11 protein-coding genes are annotated in these 16,730 nt (G+C 60.6%); 4 read left to right on the forward strand and 7 right to left on the reverse strand.

Features of this window, described 5'->3' with window-relative positions; genetic code table 11:
• Window positions 1-25: 25 nt before the first annotated feature.
• The 4 genes from BUS12_RS02880 to BUS12_RS02895 form a co-directional block, all read right to left on the reverse strand.
• On the reverse strand, window positions 26-1,234 hold the full coding sequence (locus BUS12_RS02880; RefSeq protein ID WP_083640212.1) for a porin: 1,209 nt from the start codon (window positions 1,232-1,234) through the stop codon (window positions 26-28).
• A gap of 155 nt (window positions 1,235-1,389) precedes the next feature.
• Window positions 1,390-1,806 (reverse strand): GlcG/HbpS family heme-binding protein, encoded by a 417-nt coding sequence (locus tag BUS12_RS02885; RefSeq protein ID WP_253189987.1) that lies wholly within the window; start codon window positions 1,804-1,806, stop codon window positions 1,390-1,392.
• A gap of 58 nt (window positions 1,807-1,864) precedes the next feature.
• The gene (locus tag BUS12_RS02890) at window positions 1,865-2,770 is read right to left on the reverse strand and encodes a hypothetical protein (RefSeq protein ID WP_074294162.1); all 906 of its coding nucleotides are present in this window, start codon (window positions 2,768-2,770) and stop codon (window positions 1,865-1,867) included.
• Window positions 2,771-2,813: 43 nt separating this feature from the next.
• Window positions 2,814-4,169: an MFS transporter gene (locus BUS12_RS02895; protein ID WP_074294163.1), complete on the reverse strand. Its 1,356-nt coding sequence runs from the start codon at window positions 4,167-4,169 to the stop codon at window positions 2,814-2,816.
• A gap of 494 nt (window positions 4,170-4,663) precedes the next feature.
• Here BUS12_RS02895 and BUS12_RS02900 point away from each other — a divergent pair, with 494 nt between their 5' ends.
• A complete protein-coding gene (locus tag BUS12_RS02900) occupies window positions 4,664-5,596 on the forward strand; it encodes a LysR family transcriptional regulator (RefSeq protein ID WP_083640213.1) in 933 nt (310 codons plus the stop codon).
• A 36-nt stretch (window positions 5,597-5,632) separates the two neighbouring features.
• Window positions 5,633-6,439, forward strand: coding sequence for a FadR/GntR family transcriptional regulator (locus BUS12_RS02905; protein ID WP_074294165.1), 807 nt, complete (start codon window positions 5,633-5,635; stop codon window positions 6,437-6,439).
• A gap of 15 nt (window positions 6,440-6,454) precedes the next feature.
• Here BUS12_RS02905 and BUS12_RS02910 read toward each other — a convergent pair whose 3' ends face one another.
• Complete coding sequence (locus tag BUS12_RS02910; RefSeq protein WP_083640214.1) at window positions 6,455-13,567, reverse strand: hybrid non-ribosomal peptide synthetase/type I polyketide synthase; 7,113 nt, start codon at window positions 13,565-13,567, stop codon at window positions 6,455-6,457.
• Between the two features lie 490 nt (window positions 13,568-14,057).
• Here BUS12_RS02910 and BUS12_RS38655 point away from each other — a divergent pair, with 490 nt between their 5' ends.
• A complete protein-coding gene (locus BUS12_RS38655; protein WP_171991583.1) occupies window positions 14,058-14,201 on the forward strand; it encodes a hypothetical protein in 144 nt (47 codons plus the stop codon).
• 17 nt (window positions 14,202-14,218) lie between these two features.
• A complete protein-coding gene (locus BUS12_RS02915) occupies window positions 14,219-15,052 on the forward strand; it encodes an SIR2 family NAD-dependent protein deacylase (RefSeq protein ID WP_074294167.1) in 834 nt (277 codons plus the stop codon).
• A gap of 44 nt (window positions 15,053-15,096) precedes the next feature.
• Here the strand turns inward: BUS12_RS02915 and BUS12_RS02920 are convergent, their stop codons facing one another.
• Both BUS12_RS02920 and BUS12_RS02925 read right to left on the reverse strand, forming a co-directional pair.
• Window positions 15,097-16,155 (reverse strand): helix-turn-helix transcriptional regulator, encoded by a 1,059-nt coding sequence (locus BUS12_RS02920; protein WP_074294168.1) that lies wholly within the window; start codon window positions 16,153-16,155, stop codon window positions 15,097-15,099.
• Entirely contained in the window at window positions 16,145-16,648 is a 504-nt protein-coding gene (locus BUS12_RS02925; RefSeq protein ID WP_074294169.1) for a hypothetical protein, read from the reverse strand. The genes BUS12_RS02920 and BUS12_RS02925 overlap by 11 nt, the downstream gene beginning before the upstream one ends.
• Between the last annotated feature and the right edge of the window lie 82 nt (window positions 16,649-16,730).

Consider the following 16,730-nt stretch of genomic DNA (forward strand, 5'->3'; position numbering starts at 1 on the left):
AAGGTGCGTTGGTGAATGAGTGTCTCTAGAAGCGGAGTGTCATACCCACGCGTCCTAGCGTTTGCGTACTGCCCGATGAGGTTCCACCTGAGCCGATGATGGTTGCCTGCACGTTTGCCGAATCGCCACCCGCCCATTGCCGCACCAACGTGGCATAGATGAAGGTGTTCCTGGAGAGGTCATGCGCAAGCGTCAGTCCCACCTGATTGGCTTTGTTCTTTTCTAGAACCGCGTTGCCCTGGTCAAACTGATAGTCGAGTACGACCTTATCGACGGAGGTGAGCGGGTAATAGCCGCCTACCTCATAGACGTTCACCTGGCCACCGGTATAGGTGTTTTCGGTGTTGGTAAACATGGCGTCAATGTACCCACCGTTGAACACCGCCACGCGGCCTCCCACGCCCCAGTTTCTGATGCCGTTATTGCCGTCGTTGATGCCGGGGAATTTCGTATAGGTGTACGCCGCGTCCAGCGTGACAGTGCCGTTGGTGTAACGCATCCCGTAACTCTGCGTGCTGTCCTGACTGGTGCTACCCGCCTGACCGCCGAATGCATACATCGCGCCGAACCGGAAGCCGCCATAGTTCGTACTCTCGTAGGCAACCGAATTGTTCGTGGTGATGGACCCGGCCGTTCTGTCGAAGTCCATTGCGCCATTGGGCAAACCCAGCTTTGCAAAGGGCCCTTGCTGCGTAAAGTAGACCGGGCTAATACGAAGCTCGGCCCCCCAGCGATCGATGGTCATGTACTTGAACATGAAATCGAACTGGTTGCCCAGCGTGAGCGCACCGAGCTTATCGTCCTGCAAGCCCACCCAGGATTCTTTGCCGAACAATAAGCCGTTCGTCATCGCACCTGTGCCCGAATTGAAGTTATCGACCAGCTTGAAGATGGCCTGTGTCCCGCCGCCCAGATCCTCCACGCCTCGCAGACCCCACACGGTCGGTACCATGGTTCCGCCCTGGAAGAACAGGTTGCCTTTGCCGCTCTGATTGGATGTATAGGTCAGGCCGGAATCAATAATGCCGTACAACGTCACGCTGCCCTGCGCAAAGACAGATGGGCTCGCAGCAGCACCTAACAGGCAAACTGATACTCCCATCAGGATTCGTGCGCGAGCTTTGCCCCTTCCTGAAAAGCCGGCGCTCGCAGCCCTGTGGCGTTCCGTGTCGCGTCGGCGTTCTCTTCGCTCAGCACGGGACAAAAAAGCAAAAATCGGCAATACGAATTTCATTATCACATCGGTCTCCTAACCACATCTAATTTGAGTATTAATATATTTGGGGAAAACATCTCTTCTGTACGCGTAAAGCACGACGCCCTGCGTTCCCGATCGTTCAGGAACGCAACAACACTTCCATGATTGAGATTCAGGCGATTGCCGGCGCGTTAGCCGGCGTCCGCCTTCAGACCGACGCTTTCGACTGCAAAGACGGCACAGATCTCGTCGACTTCCGACTTATCCCCGCTAATCCCTATTGCACCCACAACGTCGTTGTTTTCATCGCGCACGAGCACACCGCCGGGCACGGGAGCAATGCGTCCACCAGAGATATCGCCTAGCGCCGCAAAGAACGCGGGGGCGGCTAGAGCGCGCTCCGCGAGTACGCGGCCACCCAACCCCATGCCGAGCACTCCCCACGCTTTGGCCTGAGCGATCTGCGGGCGAAGAATGCCGGAACCGTCTTCGCGCTTTAGCGCCAGCAAATGTCCTCCGGCATCCAGGACCGCTACCGTCAACGGCATACAGTTGATCGCCCGTCCTTTCTCCAGCGCCAGATCGACGATTCGGGATGCTTGACTCAACGATAGAGCTGGCATTGTTGAACCTTTGAAATAAGTTGATTGATTTGCGCCGGCCCGGTTAGTCGGATGCGTCCTCGGCCACGACCTCTTCGGGACTATCGAACAGACCCGAGTCGACAACAGGAACTTCGACAGGCGGCAGACCGACGAGGAACAGGGTCATCTCGCGCGTCGCGCTCACGCTCAGCGCTTCGTCCGACTCAACCTCCAGTGCGCTTAAATAGCTGATCGCTTGCCCGTGTGCCATCCCATCGCCTTCAAGGACCACAAGCAAACGGCGCCCGCGCGGATCGGAGGAGTGCCACGCGGCGCCGGGCTGTAGCCTGATCATTTCCATCCAGACGCCTCGCTCCGAGAACGCACCCATAAACTTACGGTCGACGCCGCGCTGCCCGCCGAGCGGGAGCCAATTGCAGGATTGTGGGTCGACGACAATGACTTTTTTGTAGCGGGGGTGGGGATATCGCAACTTCGAACCGAACACGTGCTCCCATATCGCACTTAGCGCCCAGTCTTTTTTTCCATTCGGTTTGCGGTAGAACGCCCCTTCAAATTGGCCGATCTCCGCAAGTTCATCCCGGGCCTTGCGGCGCTGTTCGATACTCATGAACCCATAGCCCGATGCTCCGCCAAACTGCAGAACGAGTTGCCGGCGTTCTCCGGGCAACGCATTGCCAAGCGGGTCCTCTTGTGGTCCGTAGGCGAGCCCTTCGGGGAAGTAGCCAATCTCGTTCTCGCGAAGTACGCCGGCGCGACCGAGATTCATGTCGCCGCGAAGGGGAAGACGAATCTGATCGAAGTTGTGCCGATGGACCGGCATTGAAAAGTCACCGTCCTGCCTGCCGACGATGTACATGAAATTGTCCGGCGAATCGGGTTCGCCGCTAAGAAGATGCTTGAACAGCACCACGCCGAGCGGGTGGTCGTTCATCCAGTTGCTATCGTCAAACGGTACTATCTTCATCGTATGCTCTGCCTTTAGTTACGTAATGATCTGTCGCGTTGCATCAGGTCAGCTTGTGCGCCGCTTCCGTCACGTTCAGGGGTTTGCGCGAGCGCGGTTGCAAGACAAGGAATCCCATCGTCAATGCCGCAGCGGCAGCGCCGAGCGACGTCATACCTGCGATGATGAACAGGGACGGTGCGCCGATGCCCGCGCCAAGCAGCATGCCGCCCAGCAGCGGTCCGACGATCGCGCCCACGCGCCCGGCCGCCATCGAGCAACCCACACCCGTTGCCCGCAAAAAGGTCTCGTAGAAGCTTGCCGCCAGGGCCACCGTGCACAGTTGCGCGCCAAAGCTGAAGAGCCCCGCCAGGAAGGCGGCTACGCAGAGCGACAAGCCCGAATGCACGGCATAGCCGATCGACGCAATGGCTGCTGCGCCCGCACCGTACGCACAACCAATCACGATCGCCGGGCCGAAGCGGTCCGCGAGGCGACCTAGCGCTGTGCTGCCGAGGATGCCGCCAAGATTCAGCATGGAAACCGCGATGACCGCGCTTTCGATGCCGAGTCCGTTGCGCCGCGCCACCATCGGAATCCAGTTGATCAGCAGGTACAACATGAACATGCTCAGGAAGGTCGTGATCCAGAGCAGGATCGTGCCGGGCGCACGGCCCTCGGTCAGCAAGCTCGCGACAGACGATCGACCATGTGCGGTCGCGCCGACTTCGCCGTTCCACAGATCGGCACACCCCATCCGCGTCAGAATGCGGGTAATCGCCGCGTGATCTCCACGCAACGCGAGAAAACGGGCGGACTCCGGAACGAAGAAGGCGAACAGCGGCAGAATCAGGAGCGAAAATGCCGCTCCAACCGTGAAGACGCTGGTCCAGCCGAACGCCGGAATGAGCTTGGCCGAAACCAGTCCGCCAATTACCGCGCCGAACGGGAAGCCGCAGAACATCAGTGCGACGAGCGTGGCCCGGCGCGCCGCAGGGGAATATTCCGAGGCCAACGAAATGAAATTTGGCATCGCTCCGCCGAGGCCGACACCGGTAAAAAAGAGCGCGGCGACGAGTGTCGCAACGGATGTCGAGAACGGCGTTAAAAACGAGCCTATCGCCACCAGTAAGACTGCGCACAGCAACGTCCACTTTCGGCCGAGCCGGTCGCCCGCCCGGCCGAAGACCACTGCGCCGATCAGTCCGCCCAAAAGTCCTGCGCTGAATACCATGCCGATCACAGCGGGCTGAATGTGCCACGCGCTGACGATTTCGGGGGCAACGAACGCTATCGACTGCATATCGAAACCGTCCATCATGGCGACGAGCGCGCAAAATCCGATGACGACTCGTTGAAGGCGGCTGACGGTCCTCGAGTCGATGATCGCCTCCAGATCAAGCGTTTTGTTCAGGTTCACATGTCCTCCTATTTTTGGCGCGAGCACCCGCTAAACGTGGCACTCGCGTCATTCATGCATCTATTCGACAGACAGGGTCGCGCCGCCAAGGCGTCGAACGGCAATGCCGGATTCCCATCTCCCAACCGGCACCAACATCGGATACCTAAATGTTTGTACCTGGGTTCTGTCTTAACACGGGTGGCTGTGCAAGCACCCATGTTCCACGCGATGCGCGGATCGTTCGACATTAGTCACGTCATGCATGTTTGTCTCGGTTTGTAGTTTTGTCCGTGGCTCGAGCTATACGGGTTAACCGTTATCTGGTCACACCGTGACGGTGTGCGTATAGTTCACTGAATATAGTTCATCGAAACATGAAGGTTGGCCTCGCAGTAGATCTCCGTATTACAGATCGTTTCGTTCCGCCATGACCCGTCTCCAACGGTGGGGCCAGTGTAGGGAGCCCAACCGCGGCTGTCCATGCAGGGGACTACATTTCTAATATTGACGACATGAATATCTATTCCGTCGATCTCAATCTCCTCAAGGTGTTCGAGGCGATCTATGTCGAGCGCAGCGTGAGCCGCGCAGCGATTCGGCTAGGACTGACCCAACCGTCAGTCAGCCACGGACTCATGCGTCTGCGCTCGCTATTCGGCGATCCTCTGTTTGTGAGGTTGAACGGAGGGGTTGAACCTACGGTAGCGGCTACCCGTATTGCACCGTCGATACAGCAGGCGATGCGCAACCTGCAGGTGACCCTCGACGAAGGGTCGCGCTTCGATCCCAGCAGCGGCCGCCGCACCTTTCTCATTCACATGAGCGATTTCGGCGAAGTCGTCTTTCTGCCGCCGTTGATGCGTGAACTGAAAGCACGGGCGCCGGGCATTCGCATCGAGACCTGCCAGTTGGACGGCATCGAGCTGACCCACGCGCTGGAAAGCGGGCAGATCGATTTCGCGTTAGGCCATCTGCCGATGCTGGCCGATCAGTTCCAGTCCGAATATCTGTTTGCCGAGGAGTACGGGATTCTCGCGCCATCGTCGGGGGCGCCTGACGCGCCGTTCGACGCTGCTTCCGATCAGTCGGAGTTCGTCGTCGTTACGTCGCATCCGGAAACGCTGAAGATTCTTGTCGCACATGGGTTGCAGGACCGCGTGCGGCTGTCGGTTCCGCACTTCATGGTTCTGCCGGCGATTTTCGCGGCGACAGGGTTTGCCGCGGTGGTGCCGCACTACGTCAGCGAAGTATTCGACAAGATCGATCAGAAGCATGCATACCGCTATTCGACGCTCTCGGGCTCACGTCATGAGATGAAGATCAGCGTGTACTGGTTTCGCCGCTATTCAACCGACCCCGGCAACATCTGGTTGCGCGACCTGATGATCGAACTGTTCAAAACGTCCACCCGAGCGCGCAAAGGACAGATGCGATCGGTGCGGTAAGAGAGATACCCATACCAATTTAGTGAAGGAGAGCTTATGAACGACTCGCCTGAAAAACTCTGGCAACCCTCGATGCTCCCGGAGCGCGGCGACGCTGCTGAGCAGGTCATGGAAGATATCCGGCGACGTATTCTCGGAGGGCAGTTAGCACGCGGCGAGAAATTGCCTTCCGAGAGGCAATTGGCCGAAGGTTACGGCGTAAGCGTTTCCACGATCCGCGAGGTGAAGCGCGCACTCCTTAAGGCGGGGCTCATTGAGATCAAGCAGGGCAAGGGAGCGTACGTCACCGCGTCAACTGAGGAACTGATTGCCACGTCGCTCAACTCGATGATCGAGCTGGAGCGGATCGGCATTGTGCAGGTGCTAGGCGTTCACGGTGCATTGAATGGCTACGCAGCCGAACTGGCGGCGACAAAGGCGACCCGGGAAGACGTTAGCGCCATGCGTAAGTCATTGGCTGAAATCGACCACAGCGTTAGTCCGGAGGCCATTGCGGAAGGACTGATACGGTTTCTCAATGCACTGGTGGCCGCATCCGGCAATCCTTTGCTGATAGCGCTTTGCCGGTTTCTGGCGAGTGTGCAGATCGGCCTGGTGAAGGAGATCCAGGGGCGGCGATTCGAAGCCTGGCGCAAAACGGCTGCACGTCTCGCCAACGAGCGGCAGCGTCTGGTCGATGCAATCGAACTGGGGGACACAGAGGGCGCGCGTGCCGCGGCGCGCGCTTACCACGAACGCTCCATGAAGGTGATCACCGCCCTGCCGAGCGCTAATACACCCCAGGTGTCCGACGTCGCACTCTCGACATTGTTTGTGTCGCTGTTGAAACACCAGTCTCAGTGATGTGCCTCGCGACTGTCACTGAGTCACCTCGACGCACGGACCCACCGATGCCGTCGCACGGTGTCGCAGCCATCGCTCCAGATGCCGAACGATTGCAACGACATTCTCCCTGCCCATAATACTGTGATGATCGCCCGGCACGTAGATCACTTCCAGTTCATCGACCAGCGCGCCCCAACCAAGGTCGGGTTCGGCGAACTGCCGTGAGAAACCGTCATCGCCGCAGCAAAGCAGCACGCGCCCCGCATAGGGCGCCGGACGGTAGCTCCGCAGCGCTTCGTCGTTCGCATCGGTCACGGACAGCAGCGTGCGCAACTGCCGGTCACCCGTGCCCGGTGGTAGCAATCCCTGCTTCATGGCAGCCTCCAGCACACGTGATCCATGCGCGTCTACGGCGACGTCACGCAAGCCGTCCCAATCGAAAGAGAGCGTGGGCATCAGGATGCCAAGCATCACGGCGTCGTCGCTCAGCCACTGTCGGGTCGCCATCTTGCCGTACGTACCATTGCGATAGAGCGGGCGAGCGCTGGCATTTTGCGCGCGTGCGTCAAGCAACGCCAACAGTTCGATGTACTCGTCCCGGTGCCTGAGTTGCTGGGCCATTTCATAGGCAATGCACCCACCCATCGAATGCCCCACCAGTCGATAGGGCCCATGCGGCTGCACGGATTTCATCAAGTCGATGTAGTCGGATGCCATCGCTTCGATGCGCCGCAATGGCGCCGATTCCCCTTGCAGGCCACCCGCCTGGATGCCATAGACAGGCTGTTCGGCGCTCAGGCTACGCGTCAGTTCGGCATAGTTGGTGGTGTGTCCGCCATAGGGATGGATACAAAATATCGGCGTGGACGATCCCGAGGTTCGCATGCCGACCAGCTGATGACTGCGTGGTGTCCGGACGGTCCGCAAAGAGGCAGCGAGCGCCTCGACCGTCGGGCTTTCCAGCAAGGCCGCAGCAGAGAGTTGATGGCCGAAAATCTGCTCCACCTGCAAGATGACGCTCAGCGCGGAAAGCGAACTTCCTCCGAGCTCGAAGAAGTTGTCGTTGAGCGCGATGGACGATACGCCTAACACTTCCTCGAACACCTTGATTAATTGGGATTCCACAGCATCGCGTTGAACCATGATGGATGGATGCCGGTCTCGCGTATCGGCTGGGAGTATGGGGTTCTCAGGACGATCCGCCACCTCAGGCAAGGTTCCCCGTGCCGGCGCTTGTGTGCGTTCTTGCGGCCAGAACCGCCGCTTCTCAAACGGATAACCCGGCAATGCCGCGCGACCGCGCGGCGCGCCTTCATGCAGCTTCTCCCAGGCCGGAACCGCGCCGGCGACCCAAAGCCGCCCAAGGCCCATTGCCAGTGCGCCACGGTCGGACCACCCAGGCGCGTTGGAGAGCGTCGGCGCTGCCACCCGGACATGCGCGCCGTTCGGATGTCGCCGGATAATGGAAGTGAAGGTCTGCCCTGGACCCACCTCAAGGAACATGGGGTCCGCTGCCTGCAGCAGGGTCTCCAGTCCCTCGGCAAACCGAACCGTTTCGCGCATATGACGCACCCAGTGGGCCGGATCGGTTGCCTGCTCATGCGTGACCCACGAGCCCGTCACGTTCGTGACGTACGGAATACGCGGCACTCGCAACTCGACTTCACTGACAATCGTCCTGAACTGTTCGAGGATCGGGTCGAGCGTGGCGGAATGAAACGCGTGCGAGGTCGCCACACGTCGGCAGTGCAAGCCGGCGTTTTCCAGGCGGATCTGAACCGCTTCGATTTGCGCGTTTGTTCCTGCTAGCACGCACGAACGCGGCGCGTTGACAACCGCCAGATCCACGCCGCTGCTGACGAACGGCGCGACCTCTGCCACCGACGCCTCCACGGCCAACATCGCTCCGCTGGGCAGTTGTTGCACCAGTTGTCCGCGTGCGGCAACCAACTTGAGCGCGTCTGCCAACGACATGACGTCGGCGAGACATGCAGCGACGTATTCGCCGAGACTGTGTCCCATCATCGCACTTGGGCGAATGCCCCAATGCGCCAGTTGCTGAGCCAATGCATACTCCACGACGAACAACGCCGGCTGCGTGATGGACGTTTGCATCAGGCGTTGCTGCGCGTCGCCTGTTTCATCCGGTAGCGGATACAGTACCGTGCGGATGTCGAGATCCATCAGGGGTCGCAGAAGCCGGGCGCAACGATCGACACAATCGCGGAACACCGCTTCCGACTCGTAAAGATCGCGGCCCATGTCGACCTGCTGGAGACCCTGACCGGGGAAGATGAAGGTGATGCGTGCCTCGGCTGCGCACACACCCGTGCTGCTGCGTCCGGATGGTAGGGATGTCAAAGCATCGACGGCGCCGGATACGCTGTCGCACACCACAACGCGCCGGTGGCGAAACGGCGTGCGTCCCACCTGGAGCGTGTAGGCGACATCGGTCAGATTCGCGTCGGAATGGCTTTGCAGGTGACGGGCGAGATTGTCCGTCATCGCATTCAATGCAGGCTCGGATTTCGCAGACAACGCGAGTATCTGAAACGACGATTGATCGCGCTGAGCTGGGTTATGGCGTGGCGCCGCCTCTAGGATCACGTGCGCATTGGTGCCGCCGATTCCGAACGAGCTGACAGCCGCGCGCCGGGGCGAAGCGGTGGTGGGCCAGTCGCTCAAGGTATCGTTGACCCAGAACGGGCTGCTCGCAAGATCGAGCTTGGGATTGGGCGACTGGAAATGCAGGGTCGCCGGAATCTTGCCGTGATGCAGCGACAACGCGGCTTTGATCAGGCCGGTGACACCGGCCGCGGCGTCGAGGTGACCGACATTCGACTTCACCGATCCGAGCACACAGAATTGCCGCGCGTCCGTGTAGCGGCGCCAGGTCTGGGTTAGCGCACCGACCTCGATGGGGTCCCCAAGCGGCGTTGCCGTACCGTGAGCCTCGACGAATCCGATGCTGGCAGGATTCACCTTGGCGCGCTGAAGCGCCCGCTCGATCACTTCGGCCTGGCCCTCCGTGCCTGGTGCAGTGAAGCCCACTTTGGCGTTGCCATCGTTGTTGATGGCCGATCCCTTGATGACTGCCCAGACATGATCGCCGTCCGCCAGTGCAGCAGACAGGCGCTTCAGGACCACAATGGCGCCGCCGCTGCCGCGTACCGTGCCCTGCGCACGCGCGTCGAACGGACGGCAGCGTCCATCGGCTGCGAGGATGTGGCCTTCCTGATGCAGGTAACCGCTGCCATGCGGCACCTCGATCGAGACGCCCCCGGCCAGTGCGATGTCGCATTCGCCCAGCATCAGTTGCTGACAAGCCAGATGGACGGCGACGAGCGAGGTCGAGCACGCGGTTTGTACGGTCAAGGCGGGACCGCGCAAGTTGAGCTTGTAGGCGAGACGCGTGGAGAGAAAGTCCTTCTCGTTCAGGATGGTGGTCTGAAACAGCTCCGCAGCGCTTTGCGGATTGGTGTCCAGGTAATGAAGCAGATAGCCGGACCGTCCTGTTCCGCCGAACACACCGATCGTGCCGGCATAGTCCGGGTTGGCATAACCCGCGTGTTCGAGCGCGTGCCAGCCGGTTTCGAGGAAGAGGCGCTGCTGCGGGTCCATCAACAGGGCTTCTTTCGGCGGGTAACCGAAAAAGGCGGCGTCGAATTTTTCCACGTCGTCGAGCACACCCTTGCGTTTGACGTAGCGCGGATCGCTCAGCAGGGCGGTATCGACGCCTGCTGCAAGCAACTCCTCGTCGCTCAAGTCCTTGACCGATTCGATACCGGCAACGAGATTGCGCCAGAAGTCCGCGACGTTCGCCGCGCCCGGAAACCGGCCGGCCATGCCGATGATGGCAACGTCCGTGTCCACGGTTTGAACGGCCGAGGCAGGCGACGCTTCTCGCGCTGGTTGAACCACATGTGTCCGCGAGACAGATTCGCTTTGTTCCTGCGATGAGTCACGCAGATAGTCCGCCAACGTGCGGATGTTCGGAAAGCGGAACAGATCCATCGTCGCTACGCTACGCCCCAATACTTTTTCCAGCTCCATTTCGACGCGCACGAGATCGAGCGAATGACCGCCGACCTCGAAGAAGTTGTCGTCGATGCCTACGGCTTGCAGTTGCAGAACCGTTTTCCACACATCGGCAATCTGCTGCTCGAGCGTATCGCGCGGCGCGAGCATATCTTGCGTGGCTACGCGCTCGCCTGGATCGGGCAATGCGGCCCGGTCGATCTTGCCGTTCGGCGTCAACGGCCATGCGTCGAGTAGCATGATCGCCGACGGGACCATGAACTCCGGCAGTTTTCCTTGCGCATGGGTGCGGATGTCGTTGGCCGTCGTGGCGCTCGCGTCGTGCGCAATCGCATAGGCCAGCAGCGACGGCGCATTGCCCGCCGTGCCGCGCGCAATCACCAGCGCTTCGCGCACGCCGGCACACCCGGTTATCACGGCCTCGACTTCGCCCAACTCAATCCGGAAGCCGCGAATCTTCACCTGGTGATCGAGACGCCCCAGATACTCCAGCGTGCCGTCGGGCAGATAACGGGCAAGGTCCCCCGTCTTGTACATGCGCGAGTCCGAACCCTCAAACGGATTGGCGACAAAGCGTTCGGCCGTGAGGTCAGGGCGGTTCAGATAACCACGCGCCAAACCGACGCCTGCGATATGAATCTCACCCGCTATGCCGACCGGTACTTGCTGCAAGTGCGCATCGAGCAGATAGATCTTCGTGTTTGCAATAGGGCGTCCGAGCGAGACGCGTTTCGTATCTGCCGGCAGATGAGCCATGGTCGCGCAGACCGTTGCTTCGGTCGGCCCGTAGGCGTTCAGAAAGCGGCGCCCGTGGGCCCATCGTTTGACGATCTCAAGACTGCATGCTTCGCCTGCCGCTGCGACAGTGCGCAGGGTCGGCACGTCTTCCGGCTGCAACAAGGCCAGCACCGATGGCGGCAGTGTGATCACCGTGACCGCGTGGCGGGCGATCGTGTTGATCAGGGCGGAACCGGGCATGACGTCCGCTTTCGGCGCGAGGCAAAGCGCAGCACCCGCGCACAACGCTGTGAATATCTCCGAGACGGAGGCGTCGAAGCTAGGCGACGCAAACTGCAGGACCCGGCTACTCGGGCCGATCTCGAACGCGCTGATCTGCGCCTGCACCATGTTCGACAACCCGTAGTGCTCCAGCATCACACCCTTCGGACGCCCAGTGGAGCCGGAGGTGTAAATGACGTATGCGAGGTCCGTCGGCTTCGACGGCGAGTCCAGATTGTGTGCGGACTCGGCTGCGATGTCTGCCGCGTGCGCATCGACGCACACCCTTCGCACATTTGCACCCGGCGCCAGCGTGGCGGAACGCCGATGCGTAAGCAGCAACGTCAGGCCCGAATTGTCCTGCATGTACGCGAGACGCTCCGCGGGATACGCGGGATCGAGCGGCAGGTAGGCGCCTCCCGCCTTCAATACGGCGAGGATGCCCACCACGAGTTCCGGGCTGCGCTCCATGCTCACACCCACCGGCTGTCCCGGCTTCAAGCCATGATGGTGCAGATAGTGGGCAAGCCGGTTGGCGCGCTCGTTGAGCTCCGCATAGGAGATGGCCCCCGCTTCGTGCAATAGCGCGACGGCTTGCGGCATCTGCTCTGCCAGTCCTTCGAAGAGCCGATGCACGGGGGTCTGCAGGAACGGCGTTTCGGTAGCGTTGCAGACCGCGTAACGAGTGCGCTCTTGCGTGGTTAGCATCGACAGGTGCTGAAGCTTTTCTAGCGGCGTGCGGACGGCGCTCGCGATTAGCGCCTGGTAATGATCGACCAGATATCCGATGCTCTCAGCGTCCCAAAGCGCGGTGTTGTACCAGCACACGGCGCGTAGCCGGCCGTCGACCTCTTCGACCACGAAGTCGAGATCGAATTTGACGCCGTGCTGTTCCAGCGGATACGACTCCAAGGGTAGGCCAGCCAGCTCGAGCGAGGCGCCGCCCAGGCCCATGCGGGCGGCAGCCACGCCTCGCATATGCGCCAGATGGGACTTCTGATACGTGAACGACACCTGAAAAACCGGGCTTCGACTGGTATCTCGCGTTACGCCCAGCCGCTCCACCAGCAACGGAAACGGGAAATCCTGATGTTCCTTCGCACCGACCAGTACGGTGCGGACGTGCTTCAGGAAATCAGCGAACGTGCCGTCGCCGTCTGGCCGTGCCCGCAACGCACACGGACTCGCGAAGTAGCCGACCGTGCGCTCGTAGCCTTGCGGCGGCCGCCCGAAACGCGGCGAACCGACAACGATGTCGTCCTGACCGGTATAGCGGTACAGCAGCACGTAAAATACCGCGAGCAACACGGTGTAGAACGTCACGTCCTCGTCACGCGCGAGTGCCCGGATCTGCTGCGTGAGCGCTTCGTCGAGTTCGAACGAATGACCGGCGCCGACATGGGTCTGCACGCGTGGGCGCGGCCGGTCCGTGGGCAGGTCCAGCACCGGGAGCCGGCTGAGTTCCGTCTGCCAATACGCCCAATGCTGATTGCCCAGCGAAGAGTCGAGCATGTTTCGTTGCCACTCGACATAGTCGACATAAGCCAGTCCGGTGGGCGGCAGCTCGGCGGTTTTTCCGGCGACACGTGCCTGATACAGCAGTCCCAGCTCCTCCATCATGACGATGAGCGACCACGTGTCGCTCGCGATGTGATGGCTGTTCAAAAACAGCACGTGTTCGTCGGGACTACGAGAGAAAAGGCGAGTGCGAAAGACTGCTCCGCTTTTCAGATCGAATCCCGCGTCGGCCTCTCGCGTCAGGCGGGCATGCAGTTCGGCGGGCGCCCACTGCGAGGCGTCCTCGTGCAGGAAGTCGGGCCGGCCGTGGGCATGAATCATCTGGACCGGCTCGCCCTGCGGCGCCGCATACGTCGTGTGCAAGACAGGGTGTCGGTCGATCAGGTCTTGCAGGGCAGCGCGAAAAACATCGACGTCGATCGCATGGCGGATCGTCCAGGCCATGGGCAGTCCATATTCCGCACCGGACGGATTCAGGCTCCACAAAAACCACATGGCTCGCTGGCCGCGAGAGAGGCTGGCCGTGACGGGTTGAGCTTCAAGGCCGTTTGCGGCGGGAAGTGCTATGTGCTGTGGGCGTTCTGTTTGCATGTCGAAAGCGATTGCGAATCTTGTGACTGTGTCATCAGCATGACGAATTGCTGATGCGTGGCTGGCGGTGAGCGTGTGTCAGGGAATGCGCCAGCGATGCTGATGCAGGTTGACGGGAGATCGTGACAAGAACCCGTCTGATGCTCGAATGCGTCGAAGCCCTGCCGCGCACACCCTGTGGCCCTGATTCAAGGGGCGGACTTATTCGGCTTGTCCTCTTCAACTTATTACGGCATGGCAGGCACGGACTTTAGGACATGCCCCATATATATAAATTGCCCATCGCGGGACAGCTTATTTTTCATTGGCGGCATCCTGTCCGAGATCTCAGGCCGAGCTCGAGCGCGTCGGCGATGTACGATCGGGACGCGATGTGTCCCGAACCGTGCTTATCATCCTCTTCACACAACCGTCGATGCGACGGCAGGTTCGCCGGATGCCGCAACGAAAACACGGCAGTCGGCAAGGTACTCATGTGAAAGGAACCGCTATGGTCAACAACACCTCTCCGCTCGAAAGCCTCGCGGCATTCGCAATCGTTTTTGCCGTGGGCATTGTGTCGACAGTGGCGCTCGGCAAGTACATCGACAAGGTGCGCCGCGATGCCCAAACGGCTGCTGCTTGCCCGGATTAGAGGGAGATCAGAACGTGTTGGAGAAACAGACCAATGTGTTGAGACAAGCCGTCGACTGGCTGCGGGACGCGGATGGCCTGCTCGTGACTGCCGGTGCGGGCATGGGCGTGGACTCGGGGTTGCCGGACTTTCGCGGTAACGAAGGTTTGTGGCGCGCCTATCCCGCGTTGGCCGCGGCGCGACGCAGTTTCGAATCGATGGCCAATCCGAGTGCCTTCGACGAAGACCCGACGCTCGCGTGGGGTTTCTATGGACACCGTCTGAGCCTCTATCGCGAGGTAGAGCCTCATGCGGGCTTTGCCGTGCTGCAACGCTGGGTGGCCCGTATGGAGCATGGCGGCTTTGTTTTCACCAGCAACGTCGACGGTCAGTTCCAGCGTGCGGGTTTCGCCGCGAACCGCGTTGCCGAGTGCCACGGTTCGATTCACTCTCTTCAATGCACGGTGCCGTGCTGCTCGCGTATCTGGCCTGCCACGGATTTTGTTCCACAGGTCGATGAGCTGGCGTGCCGTCTTACCGGTCAACTGCCACGTTGCCCCGAATGCGGCGCGCTCGCGCGGCCCAACATTCTGATGTTCTGGGACACCGGCTGGTTATCGCAGCGAACCGACGAGCAGGAGGTGCGCCTGCAGCGCTGGATTCCATCGGTGAAGCGGCTCGTGGTGGTCGAACTCGGCGCGGGTACCGCGCTTCCGACGATTCGCCGTTTCAGCGAACGACACGGGCCGCGTGTCATTCGCATCAATGTGCGCGAACCGCAGATTGATCCGGCATGTGGCGTGGGGATTCAGGGCGGTGCGCTCGCAACACTGATCGCGCTTGATGACGTTTTGCGCGAGCAGACGGAATGAAGCGATGCGCGCCCGCTCTTGAGTGAAGTGGGACGGCTCCTGCTTTATGGCTGATAGCGTTCCGCCAGCCTGCGGTAATCCGCGGCGAATTCCTCGCGCAACGACGCCGGCGCGAGGATTTCGACATTGGCACCCAGCGAGCGCAACCACCAGCGCAGTTTCAAACTGGGAACAACCGTGCCGGACACTTTCAACCGGCCATCAGGCAACACCTCGAGCGCCTGGTCGAGCGACATGGGCGTTTCTTTAAGGTGGTTGCCGGCGTTGCCATCGAATGCGATGCTTAGATGCACCGGCGGTTCGGTCAAGAAGTTGAATGCCTGCTCGGCCTCGATATAAGTGCGCAGCTTAAAATCGTCCGGATACGCGAAGTCTTTACCTGACTCGACGGCTTCGATGATCCGGTCGAGCCGGTAGAGGCTCCGTAGCCACTGGCTCTTGCCCTTGTCCTTGCGCGGAATGAAGGCGGGGTCCTGGGCGACCATATACATGACGCCGGCGGACTCCACGAGTGCCAGCGGCCAGAGCGCCTTCGCTTTAACGTCTTCATCGTTGGTCTTGCCTGCCGGGCGATACTTCAACAGCACCTCCCGTTCGAAGAACGTCGCGGTGGCGATGATGTGGAAGATATCCTCGCGCAGCTTCGGGCGAATCAGCGCGAACGTACCGTCGACGGAGTCCACCTTGTCCGGCCACGCCCGATACACCCGGTTATCGATCTTCTCCTGCGACATGCGCAACTCGGCCGCCTTGAAGAGCGGCTCGATATCCTTGGTCACAGCGTCCGGCAGCTTGTTGCCCGCAAAGCGCTGCAGGATGTGGAAGGCCACGGCCTCCGCGGCCGACATCAGGCTCGCACTGTCCCGCGCGCCATGCATCCATTGTTTGCGCTGCCAGAGAATTTCGCGGCCGCCGGATGTCGTCGAAAGAACGAACTTGTCTTTCTGCAGCCCCTCTAGCCGGCGGCGCACTTTCTTCGGATAAGGGATGCGGTGCCCGCGCTCTTCCAGCCGCTCGATCACGCTGGGTGTTGCCATCCAGGGGGGACTGTCACGCTCTGAAGGCAGGACACGCAGAATTGCTTCATCAAGGCTATCGGTCATTAATCTTGTGCTCTCGTTCTTGTTTACGTTGTGCTGACGCCCGCAGCATCAGGTGACATTCTAAGTGCGATCGGAACAATGTGTGGAGCGCAACCCACGTAGGCAAGCTGCCGGCTACCGCCCAATGTCCGGCGCGACGGCGCGGCAACTGATCGGCGGTGCCGGCGAACAGGACCATTTCAGTGCGTGACGTTTCCAACGACCGCACCATCGCGCGGTTCGCGCCCAGACAGTTCCAGCAGAATGCGCCCGGCGCCGGGCGCGAGGGATTGACGAGGTGCAGGACCATATCGGCGCCCTCGGCGTTTGGGCTATGGGCGATCTCCCAGGACACCAAGCCGTTTAGCGCGGGCAATTCATTCATCCGCGCTTTCACGATGGATTCGTCGAATCCCCATAGTCGCAACGCAATGCGCAAGCTTCCGTGGTTGCGGTGTGTGATGTCGAGTGTGGGCATTGTGTCGAAGCGAAACGAGCGTGACGGAACTGACATGGGAATGTGACCTCCAGGCTAAGTGATGGATAGCATTTTGCTGATCGATCGAGTCAAATCGTGTCCCTGTGGACTAACGATC

Source organism: Paraburkholderia phenazinium, from assembly GCF_900142845.1.
Taxonomy (GTDB): Bacteria; Pseudomonadota; Gammaproteobacteria; order Burkholderiales; family Burkholderiaceae; genus Paraburkholderia; species Paraburkholderia phenazinium_A.

Coding starts and splice junctions, on each gene's coding strand:
- BUS12_RS38655 (WP_171991583.1), top strand. CDS start 14,058: ATGGTCAACAACACCTCTCCGCTCGAAAGCCTCGCGGCATTCGCAATC.
- BUS12_RS02910 (WP_083640214.1), bottom strand. CDS start 13,567: ATGCAAACAGAACGCCCACAGCACATAGCACTTCCCGCCGCAAACGGC.
- BUS12_RS02880 (WP_083640212.1), bottom strand. CDS start 1,234: ATGAAATTCGTATTGCCGATTTTTGCTTTTTTGTCCCGTGCTGAGCGA.
- BUS12_RS02905 (WP_074294165.1), top strand. CDS start 5,633: ATGAACGACTCGCCTGAAAAACTCTGGCAACCCTCGATGCTCCCGGAG.
- BUS12_RS02920 (WP_074294168.1), bottom strand. CDS start 16,155: ATGACCGATAGCCTTGATGAAGCAATTCTGCGTGTCCTGCCTTCAGAG.
- BUS12_RS02925 (WP_074294169.1), bottom strand. CDS start 16,648: ATGTCAGTTCCGTCACGCTCGTTTCGCTTCGACACAATGCCCACACTC.
- BUS12_RS02900 (WP_083640213.1), top strand. CDS start 4,664: ATGAATATCTATTCCGTCGATCTCAATCTCCTCAAGGTGTTCGAGGCG.
- BUS12_RS02890 (WP_074294162.1), bottom strand. CDS start 2,770: ATGAAGATAGTACCGTTTGACGATAGCAACTGGATGAACGACCACCCG.